This is a genomic window from Streptococcus sp. 22.1, from assembly GCF_016648645.1.
Lineage (GTDB): Bacteria > Bacillota > Bacilli > Lactobacillales > Streptococcaceae > Streptococcus.
In genome coordinates this window covers 627-22,414 of the sequence record NZ_JACLQK010000025.1, presented here as the reverse complement: position 1 = coordinate 22,414, position 21,788 = coordinate 627, and the positions used below count along the sequence as shown (strand labels likewise).

The 21,788-nt window shown below is 38.2% G+C and carries 28 protein-coding genes; 6 read left to right on the top strand and 22 right to left on the bottom strand.

The window, feature by feature from the left end:
* Genes H7U04_RS10235 through H7U04_RS10220 form a run of 4 tightly spaced genes read right to left on the bottom strand, consistent with a single transcriptional unit; the run spans position 1 to position 1,509 of the window.
* Entirely contained in the window at positions 1 to 363 is a 363-nt protein-coding gene (locus tag H7U04_RS10235; RefSeq protein WP_110980838.1) for a hypothetical protein, read from the bottom strand.
* A 4-nt stretch (positions 364 to 367) separates the two neighbouring features.
* The gene (locus H7U04_RS10230; protein ID WP_060972784.1) at positions 368 to 745 is read right to left on the bottom strand and encodes a hypothetical protein; all 378 of its coding nucleotides are present in this window, start codon (positions 743 to 745) and stop codon (positions 368 to 370) included.
* 12 nt (positions 746 to 757) lie between these two features.
* Positions 758 to 1,120 carry a TIGR02328 family protein gene (locus H7U04_RS10225; RefSeq protein WP_070476439.1) on the bottom strand — a complete coding sequence of 121 codons (363 nt, stop codon included), beginning with the start codon at positions 1,118 to 1,120 and terminating at the stop codon, positions 758 to 760.
* Positions 1,117 to 1,509, bottom strand: coding sequence for a YbgA family protein (locus tag H7U04_RS10220; protein WP_060972385.1), 393 nt, complete (start codon positions 1,507 to 1,509; stop codon positions 1,117 to 1,119). The genes H7U04_RS10225 and H7U04_RS10220 overlap by 4 nt, the downstream gene beginning before the upstream one ends.
* 175 nt (positions 1,510 to 1,684) lie before the next feature.
* Here H7U04_RS10220 and H7U04_RS10215 point away from each other — a divergent pair, with 175 nt between their 5' ends.
* Positions 1,685 to 2,104, top strand: a complete 420-nt coding sequence (locus tag H7U04_RS10215; RefSeq protein ID WP_110980839.1) for an SP_0198 family lipoprotein — start codon at positions 1,685 to 1,687, stop codon at positions 2,102 to 2,104.
* A gap of 98 nt (positions 2,105 to 2,202) precedes the next feature.
* Positions 2,203 to 2,400 (top strand): bacteriocin immunity protein, encoded by a 198-nt coding sequence (locus H7U04_RS10210; protein WP_110980840.1) that lies wholly within the window; start codon positions 2,203 to 2,205, stop codon positions 2,398 to 2,400.
* Positions 2,401 to 2,657: 257 nt separating this feature from the next.
* On the opposite strand, the gene H7U04_RS10205 is transcribed toward H7U04_RS10210, so the two are convergent.
* From H7U04_RS10205 to H7U04_RS10195, 3 genes are all read right to left on the bottom strand, one after another.
* Positions 2,658 to 3,407 carry a CPBP family intramembrane glutamic endopeptidase gene (locus H7U04_RS10205; protein ID WP_110980841.1) on the bottom strand — a complete coding sequence of 250 codons (750 nt, stop codon included), beginning with the start codon at positions 3,405 to 3,407 and terminating at the stop codon, positions 2,658 to 2,660.
* Between the two features lie 96 nt (positions 3,408 to 3,503).
* Positions 3,504 to 3,815, bottom strand: coding sequence for a hypothetical protein (locus H7U04_RS10200; protein WP_064523345.1), 312 nt, complete (start codon positions 3,813 to 3,815; stop codon positions 3,504 to 3,506).
* 110 nt (positions 3,816 to 3,925) lie between these two features.
* Positions 3,926 to 4,513, bottom strand: a complete 588-nt coding sequence (locus H7U04_RS10195) for a TetR/AcrR family transcriptional regulator (RefSeq protein ID WP_038675687.1) — start codon at positions 4,511 to 4,513, stop codon at positions 3,926 to 3,928.
* Positions 4,514 to 4,668: 155 nt separating this feature from the next.
* Between H7U04_RS10195 and H7U04_RS10190 the strand changes: the two genes are divergently transcribed.
* Positions 4,669 to 5,262: a class I SAM-dependent methyltransferase gene (locus H7U04_RS10190; protein WP_038675686.1), complete on the top strand. Its 594-nt coding sequence runs from the start codon at positions 4,669 to 4,671 to the stop codon at positions 5,260 to 5,262.
* A gap of 199 nt (positions 5,263 to 5,461) precedes the next feature.
* On the opposite strand, the gene H7U04_RS10185 is transcribed toward H7U04_RS10190, so the two are convergent.
* The 9 genes from H7U04_RS10185 to H7U04_RS10145 form a co-directional block, all read right to left on the bottom strand.
* Complete coding sequence (locus H7U04_RS10185) at positions 5,462 to 6,691, bottom strand: dihydrolipoamide acetyltransferase family protein (RefSeq protein WP_038675685.1); 1,230 nt, start codon at positions 6,689 to 6,691, stop codon at positions 5,462 to 5,464.
* A gap of 10 nt (positions 6,692 to 6,701) precedes the next feature.
* Positions 6,702 to 7,733 carry an alpha-ketoacid dehydrogenase subunit beta gene (locus tag H7U04_RS10180; RefSeq protein WP_002890539.1) on the bottom strand — a complete coding sequence of 344 codons (1,032 nt, stop codon included), beginning with the start codon at positions 7,731 to 7,733 and terminating at the stop codon, positions 6,702 to 6,704.
* 16 nt (positions 7,734 to 7,749) lie between these two features.
* A complete protein-coding gene (locus tag H7U04_RS10175) occupies positions 7,750 to 8,823 on the bottom strand; it encodes a thiamine pyrophosphate-dependent dehydrogenase E1 component subunit alpha (RefSeq protein ID WP_201059737.1) in 1,074 nt (357 codons plus the stop codon).
* Positions 8,824 to 8,926: 103 nt separating this feature from the next.
* Positions 8,927 to 10,267: a dihydrolipoyl dehydrogenase gene (lpdA, locus tag H7U04_RS10170; protein WP_201043238.1), complete on the bottom strand. Its 1,341-nt coding sequence runs from the start codon at positions 10,265 to 10,267 to the stop codon at positions 8,927 to 8,929.
* Between the two features lie 558 nt (positions 10,268 to 10,825).
* On the bottom strand, positions 10,826 to 11,029 hold the full coding sequence (locus H7U04_RS10165; protein WP_038675683.1) for a CsbD family protein: 204 nt from the start codon (positions 11,027 to 11,029) through the stop codon (positions 10,826 to 10,828).
* Between the two features lie 85 nt (positions 11,030 to 11,114).
* Positions 11,115 to 11,675 carry an Asp23/Gls24 family envelope stress response protein gene (locus tag H7U04_RS10160; protein ID WP_049546105.1) on the bottom strand — a complete coding sequence of 187 codons (561 nt, stop codon included), beginning with the start codon at positions 11,673 to 11,675 and terminating at the stop codon, positions 11,115 to 11,117.
* Between the two features lie 14 nt (positions 11,676 to 11,689).
* Positions 11,690 to 11,860, bottom strand: coding sequence for a DUF2273 domain-containing protein (locus tag H7U04_RS10155; protein ID WP_070574849.1), 171 nt, complete (start codon positions 11,858 to 11,860; stop codon positions 11,690 to 11,692).
* 11 nt (positions 11,861 to 11,871) lie between these two features.
* Positions 11,872 to 12,438: an alkaline shock response membrane anchor protein AmaP gene (amaP, locus tag H7U04_RS10150; RefSeq protein WP_070574846.1), complete on the bottom strand. Its 567-nt coding sequence runs from the start codon at positions 12,436 to 12,438 to the stop codon at positions 11,872 to 11,874.
* Positions 12,439 to 12,499: 61 nt separating this feature from the next.
* The gene (locus tag H7U04_RS10145; protein WP_049545819.1) at positions 12,500 to 12,739 is read right to left on the bottom strand and encodes a GlsB/YeaQ/YmgE family stress response membrane protein; all 240 of its coding nucleotides are present in this window, start codon (positions 12,737 to 12,739) and stop codon (positions 12,500 to 12,502) included.
* Between the two features lie 699 nt (positions 12,740 to 13,438).
* Here H7U04_RS10145 and H7U04_RS10140 point away from each other — a divergent pair.
* From H7U04_RS10140 to H7U04_RS10130, 3 genes are all read left to right on the top strand, one after another.
* The gene (locus tag H7U04_RS10140) at positions 13,439 to 13,810 is read left to right on the top strand and encodes a hypothetical protein (RefSeq protein ID WP_037604021.1); all 372 of its coding nucleotides are present in this window, start codon (positions 13,439 to 13,441) and stop codon (positions 13,808 to 13,810) included.
* Between the two features lie 43 nt (positions 13,811 to 13,853).
* Entirely contained in the window at positions 13,854 to 14,879 is a 1,026-nt protein-coding gene (locus H7U04_RS10135; protein ID WP_037603941.1) for a DUF389 domain-containing protein, read from the top strand.
* 103 nt (positions 14,880 to 14,982) lie between these two features.
* Entirely contained in the window at positions 14,983 to 15,864 is an 882-nt protein-coding gene (locus H7U04_RS10130) for a diacylglycerol/lipid kinase family protein (RefSeq protein WP_061652228.1), read from the top strand.
* Positions 15,865 to 16,156: 292 nt separating this feature from the next.
* On the opposite strand, the gene H7U04_RS10125 is transcribed toward H7U04_RS10130, so the two are convergent.
* The 6 genes from H7U04_RS10125 to H7U04_RS10100 form a co-directional block, all read right to left on the bottom strand.
* Positions 16,157 to 16,846, bottom strand: coding sequence for an alpha/beta hydrolase-fold protein (locus H7U04_RS10125; protein ID WP_037603943.1), 690 nt, complete (start codon positions 16,844 to 16,846; stop codon positions 16,157 to 16,159).
* A complete protein-coding gene (locus tag H7U04_RS10120; RefSeq protein WP_037603944.1) occupies positions 16,827 to 17,843 on the bottom strand; it encodes an ABC transporter substrate-binding protein in 1,017 nt (338 codons plus the stop codon). The genes H7U04_RS10125 and H7U04_RS10120 overlap by 20 nt, the downstream gene beginning before the upstream one ends.
* A gap of 20 nt (positions 17,844 to 17,863) precedes the next feature.
* Positions 17,864 to 18,619 carry an ABC transporter ATP-binding protein gene (locus H7U04_RS10115; RefSeq protein ID WP_037603945.1) on the bottom strand — a complete coding sequence of 252 codons (756 nt, stop codon included), beginning with the start codon at positions 18,617 to 18,619 and terminating at the stop codon, positions 17,864 to 17,866.
* Between the two features lie 4 nt (positions 18,620 to 18,623).
* Positions 18,624 to 19,667 (bottom strand): FecCD family ABC transporter permease, encoded by a 1,044-nt coding sequence (locus H7U04_RS10110; protein WP_110980849.1) that lies wholly within the window; start codon positions 19,665 to 19,667, stop codon positions 18,624 to 18,626.
* A gap of 163 nt (positions 19,668 to 19,830) precedes the next feature.
* Positions 19,831 to 20,583 carry a CPBP family intramembrane glutamic endopeptidase gene (locus H7U04_RS10105; RefSeq protein ID WP_110980850.1) on the bottom strand — a complete coding sequence of 251 codons (753 nt, stop codon included), beginning with the start codon at positions 20,581 to 20,583 and terminating at the stop codon, positions 19,831 to 19,833.
* Positions 20,584 to 20,631: 48 nt separating this feature from the next.
* Positions 20,632 to 21,471 (bottom strand): DUF4300 family protein, encoded by an 840-nt coding sequence (locus tag H7U04_RS10100; RefSeq protein ID WP_195916048.1) that lies wholly within the window; start codon positions 21,469 to 21,471, stop codon positions 20,632 to 20,634.
* Between the last annotated feature and the right edge of the window lie 317 nt (positions 21,472 to 21,788).

Genomic DNA, 21,788 nt, shown 5'->3' with positions numbered 1-21,788 from the left:
TCACCAGTCTTGCCAGGTTTCTTTGGCACGAATCACACGGTCTTGCTTATAGTCAATATGGTAAACACGCCAACCACCAATCCAATCGTCCTTCAGCTTGTACTCAACACTTCCTTGAAGATCACTCCCCTTGCCCAAGAGTTTCTCAACTTCTTTTCTCGTCATGCCCTCAAGCTGATACTGCCGGTGAAAACTCCACATGAGTTTGTGTCGCATAGGAGCTGGTGTTTGAGCCCATTTTTCAGGAGTAAAAATCCGGTCTCGCGGGACAATGATTGCAAAATGAACCAGACAAATGATTTCAATGATTAAGCAAAAGGCTTTTCGTCGTTTTCGTCTGGTTTCTGGGGTGAGGTAGGCCATAGGACTACCTTACTTTCTCTTGCTTCCAATGGTCGTCCAAAATCACTGTGTGCTCTTTAGAAAAGCGAATAAGGATGTCTCTGGCAACTTGTTGGGATACACGCGCGACATTGGTCAATTCTAATCCTAGCTCAGGTGTGTCGTGTTCCAAGCGATACTTGTCATCCTCGGATTCAACAAAGATAAAACTCATTGACCCTTTTTCGCTATAAGTGAGATAGAGACTATCGTAGGATACTGGAAGTTGCGCCAAGGCATCCCAGATATCACTGTCACTTGGGTTTGTAATCGTCGCATAGTCTACCTGATCAGCTGTCGAAATACGCATGACAAGGCCTTCTGCTGCTTTCTTTTTAGGTGCAAGCCACTTAAACAAATGCATCGTTTTCCTCCTTTAGATGATGATTCCTTTTTGCTTGAGATTGTCCAGACATTCCTGTAAATAGGCAGTATCATGCTCTGGGTAAATGATGACTGGTAGCTTCTCCACTTCAATCTTATCGTAGGCTGGCATCTGCCTGCCTCGATACTCCTTGTCCAACCACTCTGGGCTGACACGATAGCCACGTTCCGCCATTTCTTGCATAATAAGCTCATGGTATTTAAACAAGCGATACGGTGAATAATCAAAAACATAGTTAACCGTCGCATGTTTGCGTTGCCATCCCTTACCACGAAGGGCACAACATTCTCGGTGCTGCCCTAATAATTGCTGACGGGGTAGTTTTGCAATCAACTCTTGATGCCACAGTCTCATTTTGAACCCCCATTAATTAAGGTTGACTCCTCCAGATAGCGATTAGGATACTTGCTGAGGAGCTCTTTGACAGATTCCACTAAACCATGCTGAGGAATTTGGCCTGCTGCATAGCTATCTAACTGAGCCATAAACTTTTCCTTCTCACTAGTGGTTGCTTTTTTCTTAAAATACCCCCAGATATGTTGGAAAGCATTGACGACCTGACCAGGATTTTCAGGAAGGTCCAGGGCTTGATCAATGTAGGCCTGAACCTGATCCAAACTAACCTCATCATTCTTGAGATAGTTACGGATTTCTAAGTAAATCTTGTTTGAATGGCTGAGCACCAGGTACTTATTGGCTGCCCAAAGTCGCTCGCACTGGCGACGTGGATTGGTAGTTGTCATTAGGAACCTTCCTTGATTGCTTTTTATCAGTATAGCATAGTTTAAATGGGGATAATAGATTATGCCTTTGAGAATTTGAAGAGTGATTTCCAACTATTTTCAGAAAAGGGCTTTTGCTTGGTTTGCTTGTAAGCGTTTGCTATACTTAAGGTATCAAAGAAAGGAGACAAAGCCTATGACATTGTCCAAAAAACTCACACTTTCTCTTGCCTCTATGGCAGTTCTTGGTCTTTTAGCAGCCTGCTCAAACCAGAAAGCTCAAACACCTGAAAGCTCTGCTAGCACCCAACAAAGTTCAAGTAAGGTTTCATCTTCACAAAGTTCTGAAGTTTCTAAACAGACTGAAGGGCTAGATGGCACCTATAAAGGAACTGATGAAAATAATCGTATTACTCTTACCATCTCTGGAAATACTGGAACTTGGGAAGAGGACGAAGCAGATGGCGAGAAGGAAAGCAAGTCTGTAACAGTTAACCCTGACAATCAAAGTATAACGATTGGTGATGATACCAAATTCTACAAACTCGACGGTAATCAGCTGACTATTGAAGATGATGACCACGATCCAAATGATACGGTTGTCTTGACGAAATAATATGAAAACCTTAGCCAAACCACTCTCTGGAATTTAGCTAAGGTTTTTTATGTTATACTATAGGTAGAAAGAAAACGAATACAAACAGGAGGTTGACGATGACTCAAAGAAGATTATGGGTGACGCTATTTGTTATATCGATTATTGTAACTCTTATTGGACTGGGATTTTCTGTCTATAACTATTATGTCTTTGATAAACCCTTTATGACCACGACTACAAAAGGTTTACTATCAGCCTTTTTCCTGTGTTCGACAATGGTTGCCATCACCCTATCCAAATCAAGTAAGAAGTAAAGATATGAAAGAGGTATAAGTTTGTAAACTTATACCTCTTTTGATACAACATTACTTAATCTTGTGTTTATTCATTTTTTCTTCAAAGATGCCTGTCATGATTTTACTCAACTCTTGGCATTCTTTTTCAACCTTTTGATGATGAAATGTATCCTTGGCCAAACGAGTCATCTCCTAAAAATGAAACTGTGTCATTATATCAACTGATAGGAATGAAAAGCTTCCACTGAAATTCAGTGGGAGGTTCAACTCTAATTCTATGATTTTCGTACCGCCACCAGCCAAGAGGCTAGTAGGATTTCGCAAATAACCAGAAGGATAATCTGGGTAAGAGAGCTCTGAACCAGCATAAGGTCAGCCAGACTATCAATCAGCATATGGGCAAGGATACAAGGAGCAGCTCCTTTCGAATACTCTTTGAGAGCTCCAAATAGAAAAGTATTTCCTAAAATCATCAGGTAAAAAATGAGATAGTTGGAGGAACCTGCTGTAATCCAAGGGAGTTGATAGATAGGGATATGCCAGAGGAACCAGACAATCGAAAGAACCATCATTTTAGTTATAAAGTGCTTACTAAAGTAAAGATGTTCTTGTAAAAACCAACGCCAACCTACTTCTTCCAGCCCCCCATATAAAAAGGTCCAGGGAAAATATAGTAAGAAGGCCAAGAGGGTGTTCCCAGTAAAGCTAATATTCCTGAGAAAGAATGAGGTTCCATAGTAGATGACTGGAATGAAGAGAGCTAGAATCCAGGACAGGGGACTTTCTTTTTGAAGAAAGACCTTTTTGAAAAATTCACCCAAGGATTTGACTTCACTCAACACAAGAGAAAAGACAGCCGCCATAATCAGGGGAACACAGTTCATTAGGATAAACAGTAGTGAGGCACCCAGACTACTCCTGTCTGGGAAACACCATAGGATAACTTGCCCTACTATATATGTAGCAAAGAGGGCAGACAGTGCATACCAGATAGCGACTGATTGTTTTGAAATAAATTTGCTCATTTTTTCTCCGTAACGGGATGGTAAAATTGACAGTATCTCTTTTTTATGGAAGGTTGATTCGTAATTGTAGAAATAAATACATTGTCTTTAAAAATCTTATTTAATCTTGTGTTTATTCATTTTTTCTTCAAAGATGCCTGACATGATTTTACGGAGCTCTTCTCTCTCTTTTTCAGGAAGGTCCCCTTGGCGCTTAGCCGCTGCATAAAGTTCAGGATATTGCTTGGCTACACGCTCGACTGTCTTAGTCGTCGCATGCCCTCTGACAAAGAAAGGAATGCGTTTAATCCATTCTTGTGGTACGAGAGCGAGTAACTTCTTAGCCGCTTCCTTATCAGAAATCTCAGCTGTGCTCAAACCTTTTTCGATTTGCTTTTGTTCTTGTTCTGTGAAATCTTTTAATTCCATAACTTGCTCCTCTTTATCTTTATATAGTAAATTTTAGACCCATGCATGAGAATATACAACTGATTGGGATGGGATGTTGCTAGCTGTGAACAATAATAGAATTAGGAAAATCATGATTTCTTTTTTCCTAAAATACCGTACAAAAAGATCTGATGAATCTGCTCAACCTCTGTCTCTAAATTGTCACTATGGGCTAATTGATTTCCCATACCATTAAGAGCATCCATGACATTTAAGATAAGCTCTGTCGATAGGTCTTCAGCAATAAGGCCCTCTGCTTTTCCGAGATGAATATAAGCACGATAGATGTCACCTTTTTTTGCAGTGATTGCTTTCGTTAGGAGAGTTGAGAAAACAGAATCTTCCACCATTTTATCTTGAAAATAGTCCGAGATTTGCTGACTCATTTTCTCCTGACATAGGGCAAAAGCATGGTCTAATTTTGTTTTAAAATCTAGATTGCTATTTAAAATGTCCTCAGCTTGTTGGGTTATTTCTTCAAACAAGTCATTAACACAGAGAGCCACCAAATTATCTTTGCTCCCGAAATAATTGTAGATAGAAACAGGAGATACTTCTGCTGCCTCTGCAATAGATTTTATACTCGTTTGTTTAAAACCTTTGTCTTTAAACAAACGCAAAGCTGCTTGAATAATCGCTTGCTGCTTTTTCTCAGTCGTCTTTTGATATTGATTCATGTGAATACCTCTGTTATTACCAATTGTAGCATAAGTTTGAAATATATGAGTATATATTTCATTTTTCCTTGCTATTCTTACTTGCTTTCTCTATAATAAAGTTTGAATTTAAACCATCTATATTTCAAACTTTATTTTCAAAAATGGGAGGGAACATGCTCATTCAATATCTTATAAAGCAATCTATAAATCCGAGTGGTCTTGTTGGCCGAGTGATTACCAACATCTGGTCGTCCTATTTTAAGGAACTCAGCCTTTGGGCAATAAAACAAACCACTATCCCTAACAATAGTCGTATTTTAGAAGTCGGTTATGGCGGTGGTAGCACTATCAAAAACCTACTTGCTTTAGATAAAAATCTTGACATTCATGGCATTGATATTTCCAAGGAGTCTTATCAAACTGCTAGACGGATGCTTTTAAAGTCAATAGAAAATGATAGTGTCCAGCTGATGGTTGGCAATGTCGAAAACCTTCCCTACCAAAATCATTATTTTGATCTTGTCTTTGCCATTCAGACCCATATTTTCTGGATAGATTTAAAACAAAGCTTTCAGGAAATCTATCGAGTCATGTCCAATCATTCTACTCTGATTATTGCTTCCGAAAAAGAAAAAATACAGTATCATATGACAGATTATGGAACAAGTTCTGAATTGAGTCAGTTATTAACAAGTATTGGCTTTTCAAAGATTGAAGAAAGGCAAAATCACAAATGGGTTTTGTACATTGTTATTAAAAGACATTAGGAAATTGATAGACAAATTCCCACTTGACTTAAGAAAAGCTCTCCCCTTAGCAACACGAAAAGAGAAGACTAAGTTAGTCTTCTCTCTGTGTAAGCTTTACGCTAGCTATTGAGCTAGACAAGGTTAGCAAAAAACTTTATATTTTAACCTATAATATGTCTATTAGTTGATAATCTTAACCTTGCAAAATTTAAATCCACTAGAAAATAAGGAGATACGGGTCTTCAAGATAAGATATAACTTGTGCTAAAAATTCAGCTGCTGGAAGGCCATCGATGATTTGATGGTCGAAGCTCAGACTCAATGGAAGATAGTCTTTTTGAACAACCTCTCCCTCCTCATTAAATGCTAAAGCTTGTTGAGTTGCTCCTACTCCAAGAATTGCCACCTCTGGGGAGTTAAGGATTGGTGTGAAGTATTCTACACCTGGCCCTCCTAGGTTCGTAATTGAGAAAGTAGAACCACTATATAGGTCAGATGGAAGTGTACCTTTTCGAGCTTGATTAGCCAGAGTCTTAATGCTTTGACCAAGATCTGCTAAAGTCATACGGTCTGCGTCTCGAATCACAGGGACAACCAAACCATCATCCAAAGCTGTTGCCATACCAATATGAATGCGTTCTTGAATCTGATGAATGCCGCCGCCATACCAAGCATTCAAAGCTGGAAAATCTCTCAAAGCTTTGGTTACTGCTTTAGTTAATAGAGTTGTGATACCTAGTTCACCATTTTCAAGTGGAGTATGGACCTTGGCCTTAAGTTCTTTACGGAATTTCAAAAGTTCAGTTAAATCAGCCTTACGATGGAGTGTCACTTGAGCAGAAGAATGAAGACTGTTCATCATACGTTCGGCAATAATCTTACGCATGCCTTGGAGTCCCTCACCGTATTGACCTGAGGTCATATCTTGTGGTAGAGGTTCAACGACCTTATCAACAACAAGACTTGGTTGGTAAGCTTCTACATCACGTCTTGTAATACGACCATTTCCACCTGTCCCTTTAATAAGGGAGATATCATAGCCTTTCTCAGCAGCCATCTTACGAGCCACCGGTGTAATGAAAATTCGTTCCCCACTAGTACGAGCTATAGGTGCTGTAGTAGATTTAGGACTAGGCGGTGTTGAATCTTTAGCGACTTCAGTTGGAGCTTCCTCTTGTGCAGGAGCTTCTTGGGTTCCTACATTTTCTCCTTCCTGACCAACCCATCCAACGACTTCCTTACATTTAACTGTAGCACCTTCATCATGCACAATGTCTAGAACAACCCCAGAAGCAGGGGATTCGACTTCACTAGTCAATTTTTCAGAACTAATTTCCAATAAAGGCTGACCACTTGTTACTGTATCACCAACTTGGACCAACCACTTTTGAATGAGTCCTTCAGTCATGGTTAGGCCGAGCTTGGGCATTAAAATTTCTGTTGCCATAAGCGCCCTCCTATCCTTTCAAGTCCTGAATCAATTCATCAGCTACTTTCAAAACCTTATCCGCATCCGGGATATAGGCTTGTTCTAAGTTTGTCGCAAATGGAACAGGAGTATTTGGTGCACAAACACATTTCACTGGTCCATCAAGATAATCAAATGCTTTATCTGAAACTACAGATGCAATATCAGTTGCAGTATTGTTATGTGGATTTGCCTCATCCACAATAATTAAACGACCAGTTTTCTTCACGGAATTTAACACTGTTTCTTCATCCCATGGAGCAACTGTACGAAGATCAATCACTTCTACAGAAATGTTGTCTTTTGCCAAGCGGTCGGCGACCTCATAGGCTACGTACAACATCTTACCAATTGTCACAATTGTTAAATCCTTACCTTCTCTACGAACGGCAGCCTTACCAATTGGTACAGTATAGTATTCTTCTGGCACTTCCCCTTTTAAGCCATAGAGGGTTTTGTCCTCAGAAAAAATAACAACATTATCATCCTCTATTGATGCTAGGAGTAATCCTTTGGCATCATAAGGGGTAGCAGGAACGACCACCTTAATACCAGGGATCGATCCAAATAAACCGTAATAGGATCCAGAGTGTTGCGCAGCAGCTGAAGCACCTGCCCCGTGCATAGTACGAACAACCATCGGAACTTTAGCTTTACCGCCAAACATGTAACGCATCTTAGATGCCTGTCCTAATAGGGCATCAAAACAGAATCCAATAAAATCATTAAACATCAACTCTGGTACAGGTCTTAGTCCCGTAAGCGCCATCCCCACCGAAGCTGATAAATAGCCGTGCTCAGAAATCGGAGTATCAATAACACGTTCCCTGCCATATTTCGGCATCAGTCCTCGTGTAATCCCCATGACACCGCCCCAGGCATCCTCGTTATTATTTTCTAAGTGTTCAACATTAACACCACCTGAGATATCCTCTCCTAGGAGAACAACTCGCTCGTCTCTTTCCATGGCTTGATCGAGCCCTTCATTGATGGCTTTCATAAATAATGTTTCTCTAGTCATTATGAATCCTCCTCAATCAGTCTGCAAATACGTCTTCGTAGAGAGCTTCTTCTTTTGGAATTGGGCTCTCTTGAGCAAAGTGGATTGCATCTTCAACATCTTTTTGTGATTGGGCAACAATCTCATCCAATTCATCTTGGCTAAGGATACCCTTTTCAGTTACCAGATCACGAAATACTTCCAAGGCATCCACATCTGCCCATTCTTTTTCAATTCCATCTGGTGCTTTGTATTTTTGCTCATCTCCTTCGAAATGGCCATGGTTACGATAAGTAATAGCTTCAATTAACGTTGGACCATCTCCACGACGCGCACGTTCAATGGCCTCCTTAGCCACTTGATAAACAGCAAATAATTCCTTACCATTAACGCGAACTCCAGGCATATTGTAAGCTTGTGCACGTTCAGCAATTGTTGGAGAACCTGATGAATACCATTGTGGTGTTGATTCTGCAAAAAGGTTGTTTTCATTTACAAATACCACAGGTAGATTCCAAATAGAGGCCATGTTTAAGCACTCATGAAAATTACCTTCATTGGCAGCACCATCACCAAAGAAACATACAGCAACATCATCAGTCTTTAGATATTTGTTGCGCATAGCAGCCCCAGTCGCAAGACCAAAGCCTCCGCCTACCATACCATTAGCACCAAGGATTCCTTTATCCAAGTCAGCGATATGCATAGAGCCACCCTTACCTTTACCAAGCCCAGTAGACTTACCAAAGATTTCAGCCATCATTTTTTTAAGGTCTCCACCTTTAGCCACACAGTGTCCATGTCCTCGATGTGTGCTAGTAATGTAGTCTTTATCAGTCAAGTTAGCACATACCCCAGTCGCAATAGCTTCCTCACCTGAGTAAAGGTGAACAAATCCTGGAATTTGACCGATTGAAAAGAAATGTCGTGCATTTTCTTCAAAATTTCGAATATCCCACATAGTTTTATACATGGATTTAGCCTCTTCTTTTGAAACATTTTCCACACCAAGATCATGGGCAGTTTGAACCTTAACTTCTTCCTTGGTTAAGGTTTGTCCCTGATGTTTTTCTTTCATTAGGGCTTGTGGCAATTCTTGATAATGTGTCATATTGTTTCCTCCTTCTATAGAGAGCTTTATAAAAAACAAATATTATTGACAGATATATAGATTTGAAAAATGAGAATGGCTGTGCTAAACCTATCCATCGACCTTAGGACCTTAAAATCAGTCTTGCAACTTCCTGAACCAACTCAGAAATTGTTGGATGTGCAAAAATTGTCTTATCAAGCTGATCAAGTGTTCCTTCAGCATCTTTCAAGACAATCAAGGATTGTAGAATATCAGTTGCATGTGGACCAACGATAACGGCACCTAATAATAGGTGATAGCGTTTTTCGGAGACAATTTTAACAAAACCTTTTGCTGAATTAGACGCAATGGCTCGACCATTATAAACATAAGGAAGTTGACCAACTGATATATCATATCCTTGTTGTACCGCCTCCTCTTCTGACAAGCCAAAGGAAGCAATCTCCGGCGTTGTAAAGAGCGACCGTGGAACACTTGAATTATCAACCGGTTCCTCAGCCTGACGACAAATGGCTCGAACAGCTTTGATTCCCTCGCTACTAGCAACATGAGCTAACATATATCCAGGAATCAAATCCCCAATCGCATAAACACCTGATTGAGATGACTCGTAATAACTATCTACCTTAATAAAGCCTTTTTCGGTCAGCTCCAAACCCATCATTTGGGCTAACTCAATATTTGGCTTACGCCCAGTTGCTACAAGTAAGTTATCATAAGAGTAGGACTTGCCATCTGCTAAAATTACAACATTTTCTTTAACCCTATCTATGCTAACTCCCTCTAGAATGGTAATTCCAAGTTGTTTCATCTTTTCTCTAATAATGGAACGTGCTTCGTCATCTTCAGTTGCTAAAATTGTTGGTGCAACCTCTATCACTGTCACATCCACACCAAGTGGAGCCATGGCAAAAGCTAACTCAACGGAAATAATACCTCCACCAATGATAACCAAACGTTGAGGAAGTTCCTTTAAGTTGAAAAAGTTATCTGTTGTCAAGTAGTCAACATCGTTAATACCAGGAATAGGAGGAATAAATGGATGACTCCCCGTCGCCAAAATAACAGACTTACCTGAGACTCTTTCACCATTAACTTGGAAGGTTTTATCAGAAATATAAACTGCCTCACCTTCAATATAGGTGATACCTAATTGTTTAAAACTTGATTGAATACCAGACTGTAGTGTTGCTACGACTTGATCTTTGCGAGCAACAAGTTTTTGAAAATCAAGATTATCATTTAAAACTGTCACTCCATACTGAGAGGCTTCTTTAGCAGCTAATAGCCAATGGGCATGTTCAAGATAGGCTTTGGATGGGATACATCCAACGTTCAAACAGGTGCCACCTATGAAGTTTTTCTCAATGACAGTTACCTTTTTACCTAAACGGGCAGCTTCTTCAGCAGCAACATAACCACCAGGACCTGCCCCTATAATGAGAATATCACATTGACTCAAAACAATACTCCTTTCTAGAATGGAAGTCGGCTGTTAGCCGAACCACTTCAAGTAGGACAAAAACTCGGAGATATTTTTGAAAGCGTTTTCTATACTTTGATTATAAAACTAATACTTATGAAAATCAAGTAATTCACTGAAAATGCGATGTTTTGGTGGTGAAAACATTCACAAGTAATGCAAACGTTTGCCATTCCCTATTCGGGATGACGTTAGCACTTATACTTTGCTAATTTGTATAAGAACTAGAAAAATACAAATCTCCCCCAATCATTAAATAATTCTTCAAAATGTTATAAAAAACACTCTAGCGTCTATAGCTTGGATAAAACTATAGAAATTAGAGTGCTTTTACTATTAGAAAGAATATATGGATTTAAAAAGGAATTTAAATTAATCTAAAGAAAGTTGATTTTTCACCTGAGTAATATCGTAATGTTAAGGATTTGTCATAGTTTTTGGTGTTGTTTTAAAAGTGAGTAGTTAGGAGTAAAACAACCTTAAATTTCTTGTAGAGCAATTTCCATGTTTTAAGTGAAAAATCAATCGATTTTAGAACTATTTATCGTCCTTTTTAACCATATTTTTAACGCCTTCGATAGCCCCTTCAACAGCCTCTTTGGCATCTTCGGCAACTTCTTTAACTTTTGAAACTACTTTTTCAGCAGCTCCTTCTTTTTCAGTTTTTTTATCATCAGTTATTTTTCCGACACCTTCTTTAATAGCGCCTTTAGCTTGATTAAGTTTTTCTTCTACTGACATAGTGTTACCCTCCATTGGAAAATCAGATTATTGAAAATGAACGTTTTTAAACAATTCATTTAAATTTTTTTAGGCATAAAAGAATTTAGTGAACTCTTGGTTCTGCTTTAGCAGTCGCTTCAGAGACAGCTTCAACACCTTCACTAACTTTTTCCTTTGCAGCTGAGAAGCCATCACTCAATCCCTGTTTTGCGCTTTCAAATTTATCGGAAGTAAATTCACTTGTTGATTCAACAACTCCAGTTACTCGATCTTGTAGGCTTACTGAGTCTGCTTCATGTTGCTCTTTAGTCTTGATATCAACAACATCTACATTAACTTCAACCACTTCCAAATCAGTCATCTTAGAAATTTCTGAAACAACAACCTCTTTGATTTTCTTGTATAGTTCAGGAACATTCTTTTGATATTCGACAATTACGTTCAAATCAACAGCAACTTGCTCTTTACCAACTTCAACATTGACTCCGCTTGCAACGTTATCAGTATTGATAAGTTTTTCAGTTAGGTTTGAGAAAAAGCCTCCATCAATAGCCAACAAGCCTGGAATATTTTCTAAAGAAAGACCAATAATTTTTTGAATGACTTTATCTTCGTAGGTCAATTCGCCTTTTACTTCTTCTACTTTTTTTTCTACTTTTGACATATGAATCTCCTTTACTATTTAAATAATTGTTTTTGTTGAATATAATATCCAATTCCAACTCCTAGAGTGGCGCAAATCAAGACAAATAAAGTCTTAAAAAAACCATAGGATAGGATGAAGCAAGCTAAGATAGCACCCGCTAATCCGGAAAGAAATGGATATTGGTATTTTTTAAACCATTCCATTTTTTACTTCCTTACTTTACACGACTAACAGTTTTTTTACGTGGTGGTTTTGGCTTGTATTCTTTTACAGAAATATACAGTTTTACACGATGATTCATTCCAAAAAACTGTGTCAATCCATCAGCAATCTCATCTTTAATTATTTGAGTTCGTTTAATAATGTTGTCTGATGGAAGCATTTGTCCTTCTACGTGAACTAAACATTTATTCTTACGACTGTTTACCTTAATAGTAGGATCCTTTATAAAATTGTGATTAGCAACCACACAACGCACAAATCCTTCAATAGCTGAATTTTTTAATTTTAGTTCACCATCAACATCAGGTAATTGAATCTCTAAATATTGTTTAGGATAAAAGAGTATAACAAGCATTAGGAACAACACTACAGCTGAAAGAACTAGAGTACCCCAGAAAATATATCTTGAAAGATAAAATTCCAGAAAGGAAATTTGTTTCCAATCAACTAAATGAAGTCCTAAGCCACTGACTTTATGATAATCTAGCAAAATAGGAATCAAAATTGTCAAGATTAAAATACATAAAATAAGGTAAAGTATTTTTTTGGTTTTTGACATATTGAATCCTTTCATCAACAGAATTTGAACTGTGATCTATTCCTGTCAAAAAGATTCAAGTTCATTCTTTTTTCCCTAGGAAAAATGATACTACTGCAACAACAATGACCGCTCCCAAGATTGATGGAATTAATGCCATTCCTGCTAGACTAGGTCCCCATGCACCGAAAAGTGATTGTCCAACAGATGAACCTACTAAACCTGCAAAGATATTAGCGATTATTCCCATGGAACCTCCCTTTTTAGTGATTCCACCTGCAATAAGACCGATAAAGCCTCCTACGATAATAGCCCAAAGCATAATGTCTCCCCCTTTCTAAATTGAGGAAAGTTAGATTGTTTGGAAAATCAAACAATCTAAAGAGTTACATTTTAGCTAAAACATTTTTTATATTAATCTTAACAATCATAAGATTAATGTAAGTATATACCTGTTAATAACAGTATAAGTTAATCAAATTGATAAGTCAATGAAAATGTTTGCGCTTACAAAAAAATAGAATGAAAGCATTAATCGTTTTTGCAAACGATTGCATAGATTTGCAAGTATTTTATGTTATGATTCTTGTAGTTTTTTGAACAGTTTTGTAAATACTCTACATTTATAGTTATTATTATCAGACCATTCTGATAATTGAATGATTCATCAATAAAACATTTGATTATGTTGGTATGACCATAAGATTTTTAGCCAATTAAAACGTTAAAAAAACTCCCTAAGAAGTGAGAGTGACGAAAGTGGAAATAAAATGTATAATTGAAATATGTAAACCCTTACACACTTTTTCTTTATGAAGTATCATCCAATAAAAAACCTAAATCATACACAGGATACTGTGTTATTTTCAGTAGGAGTTTAAAATTCAAAAAGGAGATAATTATGGATATTAGAGAAACATTGAATCGTCAGGATTACACTAAATTAGACGAATTTAGTAAACAACTTGAGGGCTTTGAACGACTCTTTGCAGACAAGGATTTGCTTGAAATGCGTCAGGAATTGGCCAAAATTAATAAGGATGAGGTCGTTGGTTTATGCTCAGAAATTAATGGATATAAAACAGGTTTTATGGATGCATTAACCCTATTGGATTCTGAAATAGATTTGCAAGCTTTCAAAGAATTGTTTGAGAAGTGGTGGATTGATTATGAATTTGATCAACGTATAAATGTACTACTTGGTCAATATCCTTATACCAATTTTGAGGAGAGAATTGATTATGAATTGAAAGAAGAATATGGAACAAGCTCTCGTAAAGAAGTTGCAAAAATAATGATTGACGATTTAGAAACATCATCAGAGGACGAAGCTAAAAAGTTATTTCTTCAGGAAATCCTTTCCTTACAAAAGAGATCAAACGATACCGATTAACTTCTTCAAAAGTTGACTATAGTAACAAAGAGGGAGTACTGTTATGGAAAAAGTTTTGAAGGATGGTAAACTTTATTCTCTCATAGAATTTAGGGACAAAATCTATGAGGATTTAGATTTATCAAAAAGTGACTTAACCACTTTATTGTGTGCGATATTGATTGCATCTATTGGTTTGAATATGAATTCTATTCCAACAATTATAGGGGCAATGTTGATTTCTCCATTGATGACACCTATCCTTGGAGTAGGTTTTGCGTTAGCAATATTAGATACAAAACTTCTCAAAAAATCGTTTAAAGTTCTTTTTATTCAAGTTGCAGTAAGCCTCTTAGCCTCTACACTTTATTTTTTAATTTCGCCCATTTCTTATGCAAGTACGGAAATTATTGCTAGAACTTCGCCCACAATTTGGGACGTTGTAATAGCATTCGTCGGTGGATTAGCCGGCATTATTGGAGCACGAAAGAAAGAAGCTAATAACATTGTTCCTGGTGTCGCCATTGCAACTGCTCTTATGCCACCTGTTTGTACCGTGGGGTATTCTATTGCCACAGGAAATCTTGAGTATATGATAGGGGCGTCATATTTGTTCTCCATTAACTGCAGTTTTATTATGATTGCTACATATATTGGCACTAATGTGATGATGGTTAATAATCCTTATGTTAAACATAATCGTAAAGCCTCTAAAATGCGAAAAATATTAATTCTAGTCTCGCTTGTTCTTATTATTCCAAGTTTAGCTTCTGCAACTACCTTAGTTAGAGATACGCTAATCAATGAGTCTATCAATAATTATCTATCTGATCAATTTGAAAACCATACTATTTTGAAAAAGAAATATAGTAAAGAAAATAATACACTAAAGCTAACCATTTCAGGTAAATATCTTTCAGAAGCTGAGTTACAAGGTATCATTAACAAACAAAATGAATATGGTTTGAAAAATATCTCGATTCAGGTTTCACAATTAACAAATGATAGATTAACTGAAAAAGAATTAGTCGACTACATCATTCAATATAAAAACGATGATGATCTTCAACAAATAGAAAAGGATAAGTAAAAAGAATCCCCAAATAACAACAAGTAATGTGAGATATTAATTTGATAAGCATAAGAAACCGTTGAAAAGTATTGTCACTAGTAGTCCATAGGAGAAAATATCAATGAAAAAAGTAATGATAATTATTAATCCAACTTCTGGAGGAGAAACAGCATTAGATTATAAAGAGAGCTTGGAGAATAAGGCTAAAGAGTATTTTGATTATGTTGAAACTAAGATTACGCAAAAAGCCAAAGATGCAACTCAATTTGCTGAAAAAGCCTCTAAAGAAAAATATGATGCAGTAATTGTTTTTGGTGGAGACGGTACTGTAAATGAGGTTATTTCAGGGATTGCTGAAAAAAATCACATTCCAAAACTTGGGATTATTCCTGGTGGAACTGGTAATTTAATCACTAAGCTATTAGAAATCAACCAAAGTATTGATCAAGCGATTGAAGAACTTGATTTCAATTTTACTAAAACCATTGATGTTGGAAAAGCTAATCAAAATTATTTTGGCTATATTTTTAGTGTTGGATCTTTACCAGAAGCTATTCATAACGTTGATATTGAAGATAAAACAAAGTACGGTATCTTTGCATATGCAATCAATACGATGAAGTCCGTTGTGGAAGACGATATATTTAATGTTCGTATTGAAAGCGAAAATGGCAATTATGAAGGTGAAGCTAGTCAGGTCCTAGTTCTTCTATCTAATTACTATGCAGACAAAAAACTATTTGATGAAAATACAGATGGATATGGAAATATCTTGATTTTAAAAGATGCATCCATCATTTCTAAATTATCGACTATCCCAGATTTGTTAAAAGGGGATCTAGTAGGTAACGATAATATCGAATATATCAAAGCGCGTAATGTTAGGATTTCTTCAGAGGTTGAGTTAGAGTCAGATGTTGATGGAGACAAATCGGATAATCTTCCAGTAGATATAAAAATACTAGGGAACCATATCGAAGTATTCTCAGGCACCAAAGTATAGTTTTTTCCCTTCTACTTCTCCAACAAAAAAGTTTTAAATGATATAAGTTACTGCATCAGCAACAATAATAGTCTTATCCTTTTTGAAGTTAGGATATAAGTCAAAAGTAAGTAAATTACTTTTAATATACGGAGTTAAGGCGTTTTTTGATTCATGTCTAAAAACTTTTCGGAAGCATCAACTGTGATGGCAGTTTTCGAGCATAACAAAAAGTAGTGAAGAGATTCCATCGTCGGAATTTTCTTCACTACTTTTCTTCTCTCTTTCCTACTCAATCACCAATAGCAGCATTTCAGAGTTTCCACTCTTCAATCAACCAGTCCGAAAAAGCATCATATCTTTCTTGGAGATTATCATGATGACCGTAGGGGTCAAATGCTGAATAAGTGGACAAGCACTGTTTTTTGATGCATTCATGTACTTCTTTGGCAAAGCTAGGAGCCTTGGCCAGTCTATTCTTATGATTAGCCCCTTCGGTCAAACCGTTACGTAAATAGACCGAGCAAGACTTATTAAGAAGCTGATGGGATTGGCAGTAATCTACAAAATCTGGATACCAGAAGGATCCACAAATGGAAAAGATAAAAGGCATCTTATCACTGCTATAAAGACTGGAAATAGCAGCCAGTCCACCCAGCGAGTAGCCTCCGTAAGCCATACGACTGTCATCCAGTCTAAACTCCTCTTGGATGCTATTTAAAATATGGCCAAATAGATGGTCATGATAGCTGGCTAGCTTGCCACCAAAATCAGGACTTCCAGGTCTCAAAGCCTGAGCATACCAAGGTGTAAAATCATCCAAGCGATTCTTGGGCTCAAGGCCTATCAGGATAACAGAATCCGCTAGTTTTCCCAGATAATCCAGTTGTCCATCGTTCAGAAAAACAGCTGGATAAGTCTTAGTAGCATCATAAGACTCAGGAAGGGCAATCGTCACTCGAATGCCATGGCAGACAAAGTCTTTATTTATTAACAAAGTCATTAACCTTCTCAAGAGAATCAATCACAGATGGACCGTAATCCATAAGCTCATCATAAGAAATAGTCATGATTTTCTTGTTTTTAACGGCTGGTACATTTTCAAGAACAGCGTTCTTTTCCATCTTGTCTGTAGCATCCTTGTCCATGGCCTTATTACGGTCACTAGTTACATAGATAATCAATTCTGGTTCCATAGACACGAGATTTTCCAGAGTCAAATCTGATGTTCCCGTCGCAACATTGGTATAGCCAAGCTGATTAAGCATACTTTCTTGAAGGGCAGATTTGTAAGTTCCAAAGGTCTCATCGTTGTAGGCACACATGATCAGAGCCTTCTTCAAGTCTTTGTCAGAAGACTTGTTTTTCTTTTTAACGGCGTCGATACGCTTTTGGAGTTGTCCTGCATACTTGTCTGCCTTGTCTTGAACGTTGAAAATGTCACCAATATTTTTAACATCTTCGATGATATTATTCAAATCTTGTTTGGTTGTTGAAACAGAAGCTTTTTGCGTATAGACGGGAATGTCGTTGTTGTTCCACGTGCTGATGGTTCCCATTGATTTGTCTGAGAACATCATGTTACGACCAATAAGGGCATCAGGTCCGTAAGCCAAGATGACTTCTTGAGAGATGGTCTTCTTATCACCGACATGTGGGATTGAGGCAATGTCTTCCTTATATTTATCGGTTACTTCATTGTCAGGGTTAAGCATACCGACAATCTTGTCTTTTAAACCAAGCTCAATCAAGATTTCCGTTGATGAAAGGTTGTTTGTGATAACCTTTTCTGGTACCTTTTTGAAAACTTGATCTAGCTCAGTTCCTTGATCGTCATAAGTTTTAACGGTCAAAGGATACTGGGTTTCTGAGTTAGTCTTTTTCACCGTTTCTTTTGCTGCTGATGACGATGATGTGCTGTTTTTATATGTAGAACTGCATGCTGTCAATGTGAGGACTGCTGCAGCGATTAATGCGATACCAAAAGTTTTCTTGTTCATAAGGCCTTCCTTTCCTAGGCTTATAAATACTGAATCATTGCCTGCTGGTCATCCGTCCAGGTAATACGACTCTGAACATCATAAACCGCCTGCAAGGATTGTGGGGTTACGGCATCCCTTGGGACACCTTGGGCAACAATCTCACCCCCTTTCATTAAGTAAATATAATCTGAAAAACGACAGGCCAATTGAATATCGTGGAGAACTGCGAGAACATTAATGCCGAGTTCCTTGACCAAGGCCAACATCTCCAACTGATACTTAATATCCAAATGGTTGGTAGGCTCATCCAATAAAAGGAGTTTGGGTTCCTGAGCCAAAGCACGCGCTAGGATAACTCTTTGTTTTTCGCCACCTGATAAGGACGAATAATAGCGTGTCTTCTTTTCAGACATGCCAACCTTGTCTAGGGCATCCTGGACGAGCAAGTGGTCCCGCTCCGTTTCTTTTTGTAGAAAGGAAAGGTGGGGCGTTCGGCCAAGCATGACAATTTCTTCCACCGTGCAGTCAAATTGAAGGGTGTTAAACTGTGTCACAACGGCCATTTCTTTTGCAGTTTCCTTTAGGCTTACCTGATCTAGGCTTTTTCCATCAAGTAAAATCTGACCGCTATCTGGTTTCAACTGGCGGTAAATGGTTTTGAGCAAGGTTGATTTACCACTCCCATTTGGTCCTAGTATGGTCTGAAATTGCCCACCTTCAACCTCTAGAGAGACACCATTTAGGATTTTTTTCTCTCCAATCGAATAATGAATATCCTTACACTTTACATCCATAAGTCTAAACCACCTTCCTACGATTTTTAGTCACAATATAAATAAAGAAAGGTGCGCCAACCAAGGCTGTAAAGATACCGATAGGTAACTCCGCATTTTTAACGAGGATTCTAGCCAAGACATCTGCCCAAACCACAAATAAGGAACCTAGGAGAGTTGCCACTGGAAAAAGCTTACGATAATTAGTCCCGACTAAACTTCTGGCAATATGAGGGGTAATCAAGCCCACAAAGCCAATAATACCACAACTAGAAACCAAGACGGCCGTTATGATCGCAACGATGGCGATATAAAGATACCAATAGAGTTTAAGTGGGATCCCTAAAGTCAAAGCTGCTTCATCTCCCATCATCATGGCATTAAAAACACGATACTGTGTTGAGAAAAAGAGAAAGGCCAAACCAACCACTACTGCTGGAAGCAGCAAATCTGACCAAGATGTTCCTGTCAATGAACCCATAGTCCAAAACTTAATGGTCATGACACTATCTGCTGTCGCTCCAATAGAGATTATAAAATTGGCAAAGGCAATAAAGAGGGCATTAACAACCGTTCCAGATAAAATCAGGCCAGATGTGGTCACTCTCCCCTGCATAGAGGCAATGATTAAGACAAGAACCGTCGCTAGGATAGCCCCCACAAAGGCACCCAAACCTACCACAGCTTTAAGGCCTAAAATGATGGCCAAGGTTGCTCCAAAAGTTGCTCCTGCCGAGATGCCTAAAATGTAGGGTTCGGCAATCGGATTATTGACGGTTGACTGCATGACACTCCCAGACATGGAAAGGCCTGCACCAACTACTAGCCCTAGAAGAACCCTCGGAACTCGCATATTCCAGATAATAGCTTCAAGTGGCTTGGCTATGTTATGACTGGCAATCGGAAACCCCAATTTTCTGAGGATGACACCATAGGTATCACCTATATCTATAGTGACCGCTCCTAAGGACACTGCAACAAAAACTGACGCTACTACTAAAAATAGAAGCAAACAGAGCAGGCTTAGGTAGCGGGAAAAAACAAGGTGTTTTATTTTTTTAAAAGGCATTAGCACCTCCTTTCCACCTGTAATGTCAGAAAATTTCGACAATACATTTTCTAGTATAACATGCCTCAAAAAGAAGGGCAAGGTCATTTGAGTGGAAAAAAAGAGCAGTCTTGAACTACTCTTAAGAGTTATAAGTAACTGAAGCAGTGAAAATCAAGCCAGCTTAAGATTTAACTTTTTCCATACTGCTACTAGCAATTCTCATGGCAAGAAGAATTATCAACACCTTAATCACAAGGGATAATCCAAGGTTCTCCTCAGTTGATGACAGTTGCGATAAAGCATTGATCAACGCATGTGTCATCACACAAAGCCAAAGGCTTCTGGTCTTTGTATAAATAGCGGATAAGATGAAACAATTGCTTAATAAGCCTAGCAAAAATGGTAGCAAATGAATCCTTGCCAAAGAGCCATCAATATAAAAATAGAGCAAATGCCATAGTGACCAGGCTACAAAGGTACACAGCGTAGACACTAGATAGGTCAACTTTTCTTGCAAAGTAGGCTGGAAAAAATAACGCCAACCAATTTCTTCGATTCCACCAAAGACGAGGGCTTTTACAAATAAAATTATGGGGAGATACCAAGTTGGAATAATCATTTCCCCACTAAAGACCTGTGGTAAAAAATCCAAACCTATAAAAATGAGGACTAAGAGATAGTTAAGAGGAGCTTGTTTGACTTGGAAAAAATCTCTGACAAGCTGTTTAAAACTGGAGTGATGATAGCGGATGCTAATAATTGCTCCCCAAATGGCTGATGACAAGCCACCTAACATAAGGGTAAAGAGGCCAATTGGAGTCCCATAATCAACCCTAACTTCTCCTGCTCTTAAAATCAAGACAATGAGACTAGCTAATAAAATTTGCCCAAGGGTCCCTGACAGATAAAGCAACAAGGCTTGTTTTCTATTCATATCTTGATTCCTTTTTCTCCCCTATTAAAACTGTCGTCTCACCTTAACCTAGTCCATATCCACCCATTTGCCATTGTCCATGATAAAGGGTTTGGCTAGACCTGGTCCAGTATAGTCCTTGTACTTGGTTGTGAGATACTTGTAGCAATCTTTTTTGCTGGCAAATTTTATGGCTTGGTAGGGCTCTTCAAAGGTCAACTTTTCAACAAATAAGTAGCCATCCGTCGTAGGCACCAAGACTCCGACGTGACCAACAAAAAGGGAATCACCATCCAAATTATCGTGGACAACAACCGACAGCATGCGTGCCTTGTCATCAAAGGTGAACTGCTTGTAGTAATCCTCCATGTGCTTGGCATGAACCTTGACATCTTGGGTGGCCTCAGTCTTGACCCTTGAAAAAAGAATCTCAAAATTTTCCTGGTCCTTGGCATTAAAGAGCTTGCCCTTGTCAATGGCGTCCTTGTCTTGGAAAAGGAGCTCAGTATCACTTTTGACTTGAGGAATCTTGATTTTGCCTTTCAGTAGCGTGTAGGTGTTGATACGGCAGTTGGTACCGATAAAGTCACCATGATTGGCTGTCCACAGGCTACTGATTTTTTCCACATCATAGTCTGTTTTGGTAAATGGCGCAAAATCCCCAGAAAGTCCAACAGTACCCACGGTATCATTGTAATCCCTAACCAGATTGATAAAGTTATCCACACTCTCCTCGTCCAAATGTTTCGAGAGAATGGCACGCACCTCATTAAGACTGGCCTTGCTATTAAGGTTGGAGTAGCTTGGTTTTTCCTCCTTTTTGTGGAGATGTGCAAAAACTGCTAAACCGACAAGTAGCAGGCTAGAGATAGATAAAAGAATTAGCGTCTGTTTTTTCAAAGTTTTCATAGGCGCCTCCTTGGCTTCATTATACCAGATTTTGACAGCTACTTATTCTCAGAATACTTTTCCACAAGAAAAAGCCTTGTTGCCAAGGCTTTAGATTGAGGACAAAAGCTTTTACTTGAGACTTTACTTAGGTGATAGCGGACGCCAGCGAACTTCTTCGAAGTTCCATGGCTAATTTTTGAGCCTAGAGTCTCAAAAATTCCGAACGCCTGAAATACCAATTCTTCAGGCGTTTTTATCACAGCGTAAAGTCTCAGTATAGGCTCATACCGTTTGAAGACTATGGATTTTTATCATTTTTTCTATATTTTTTATTA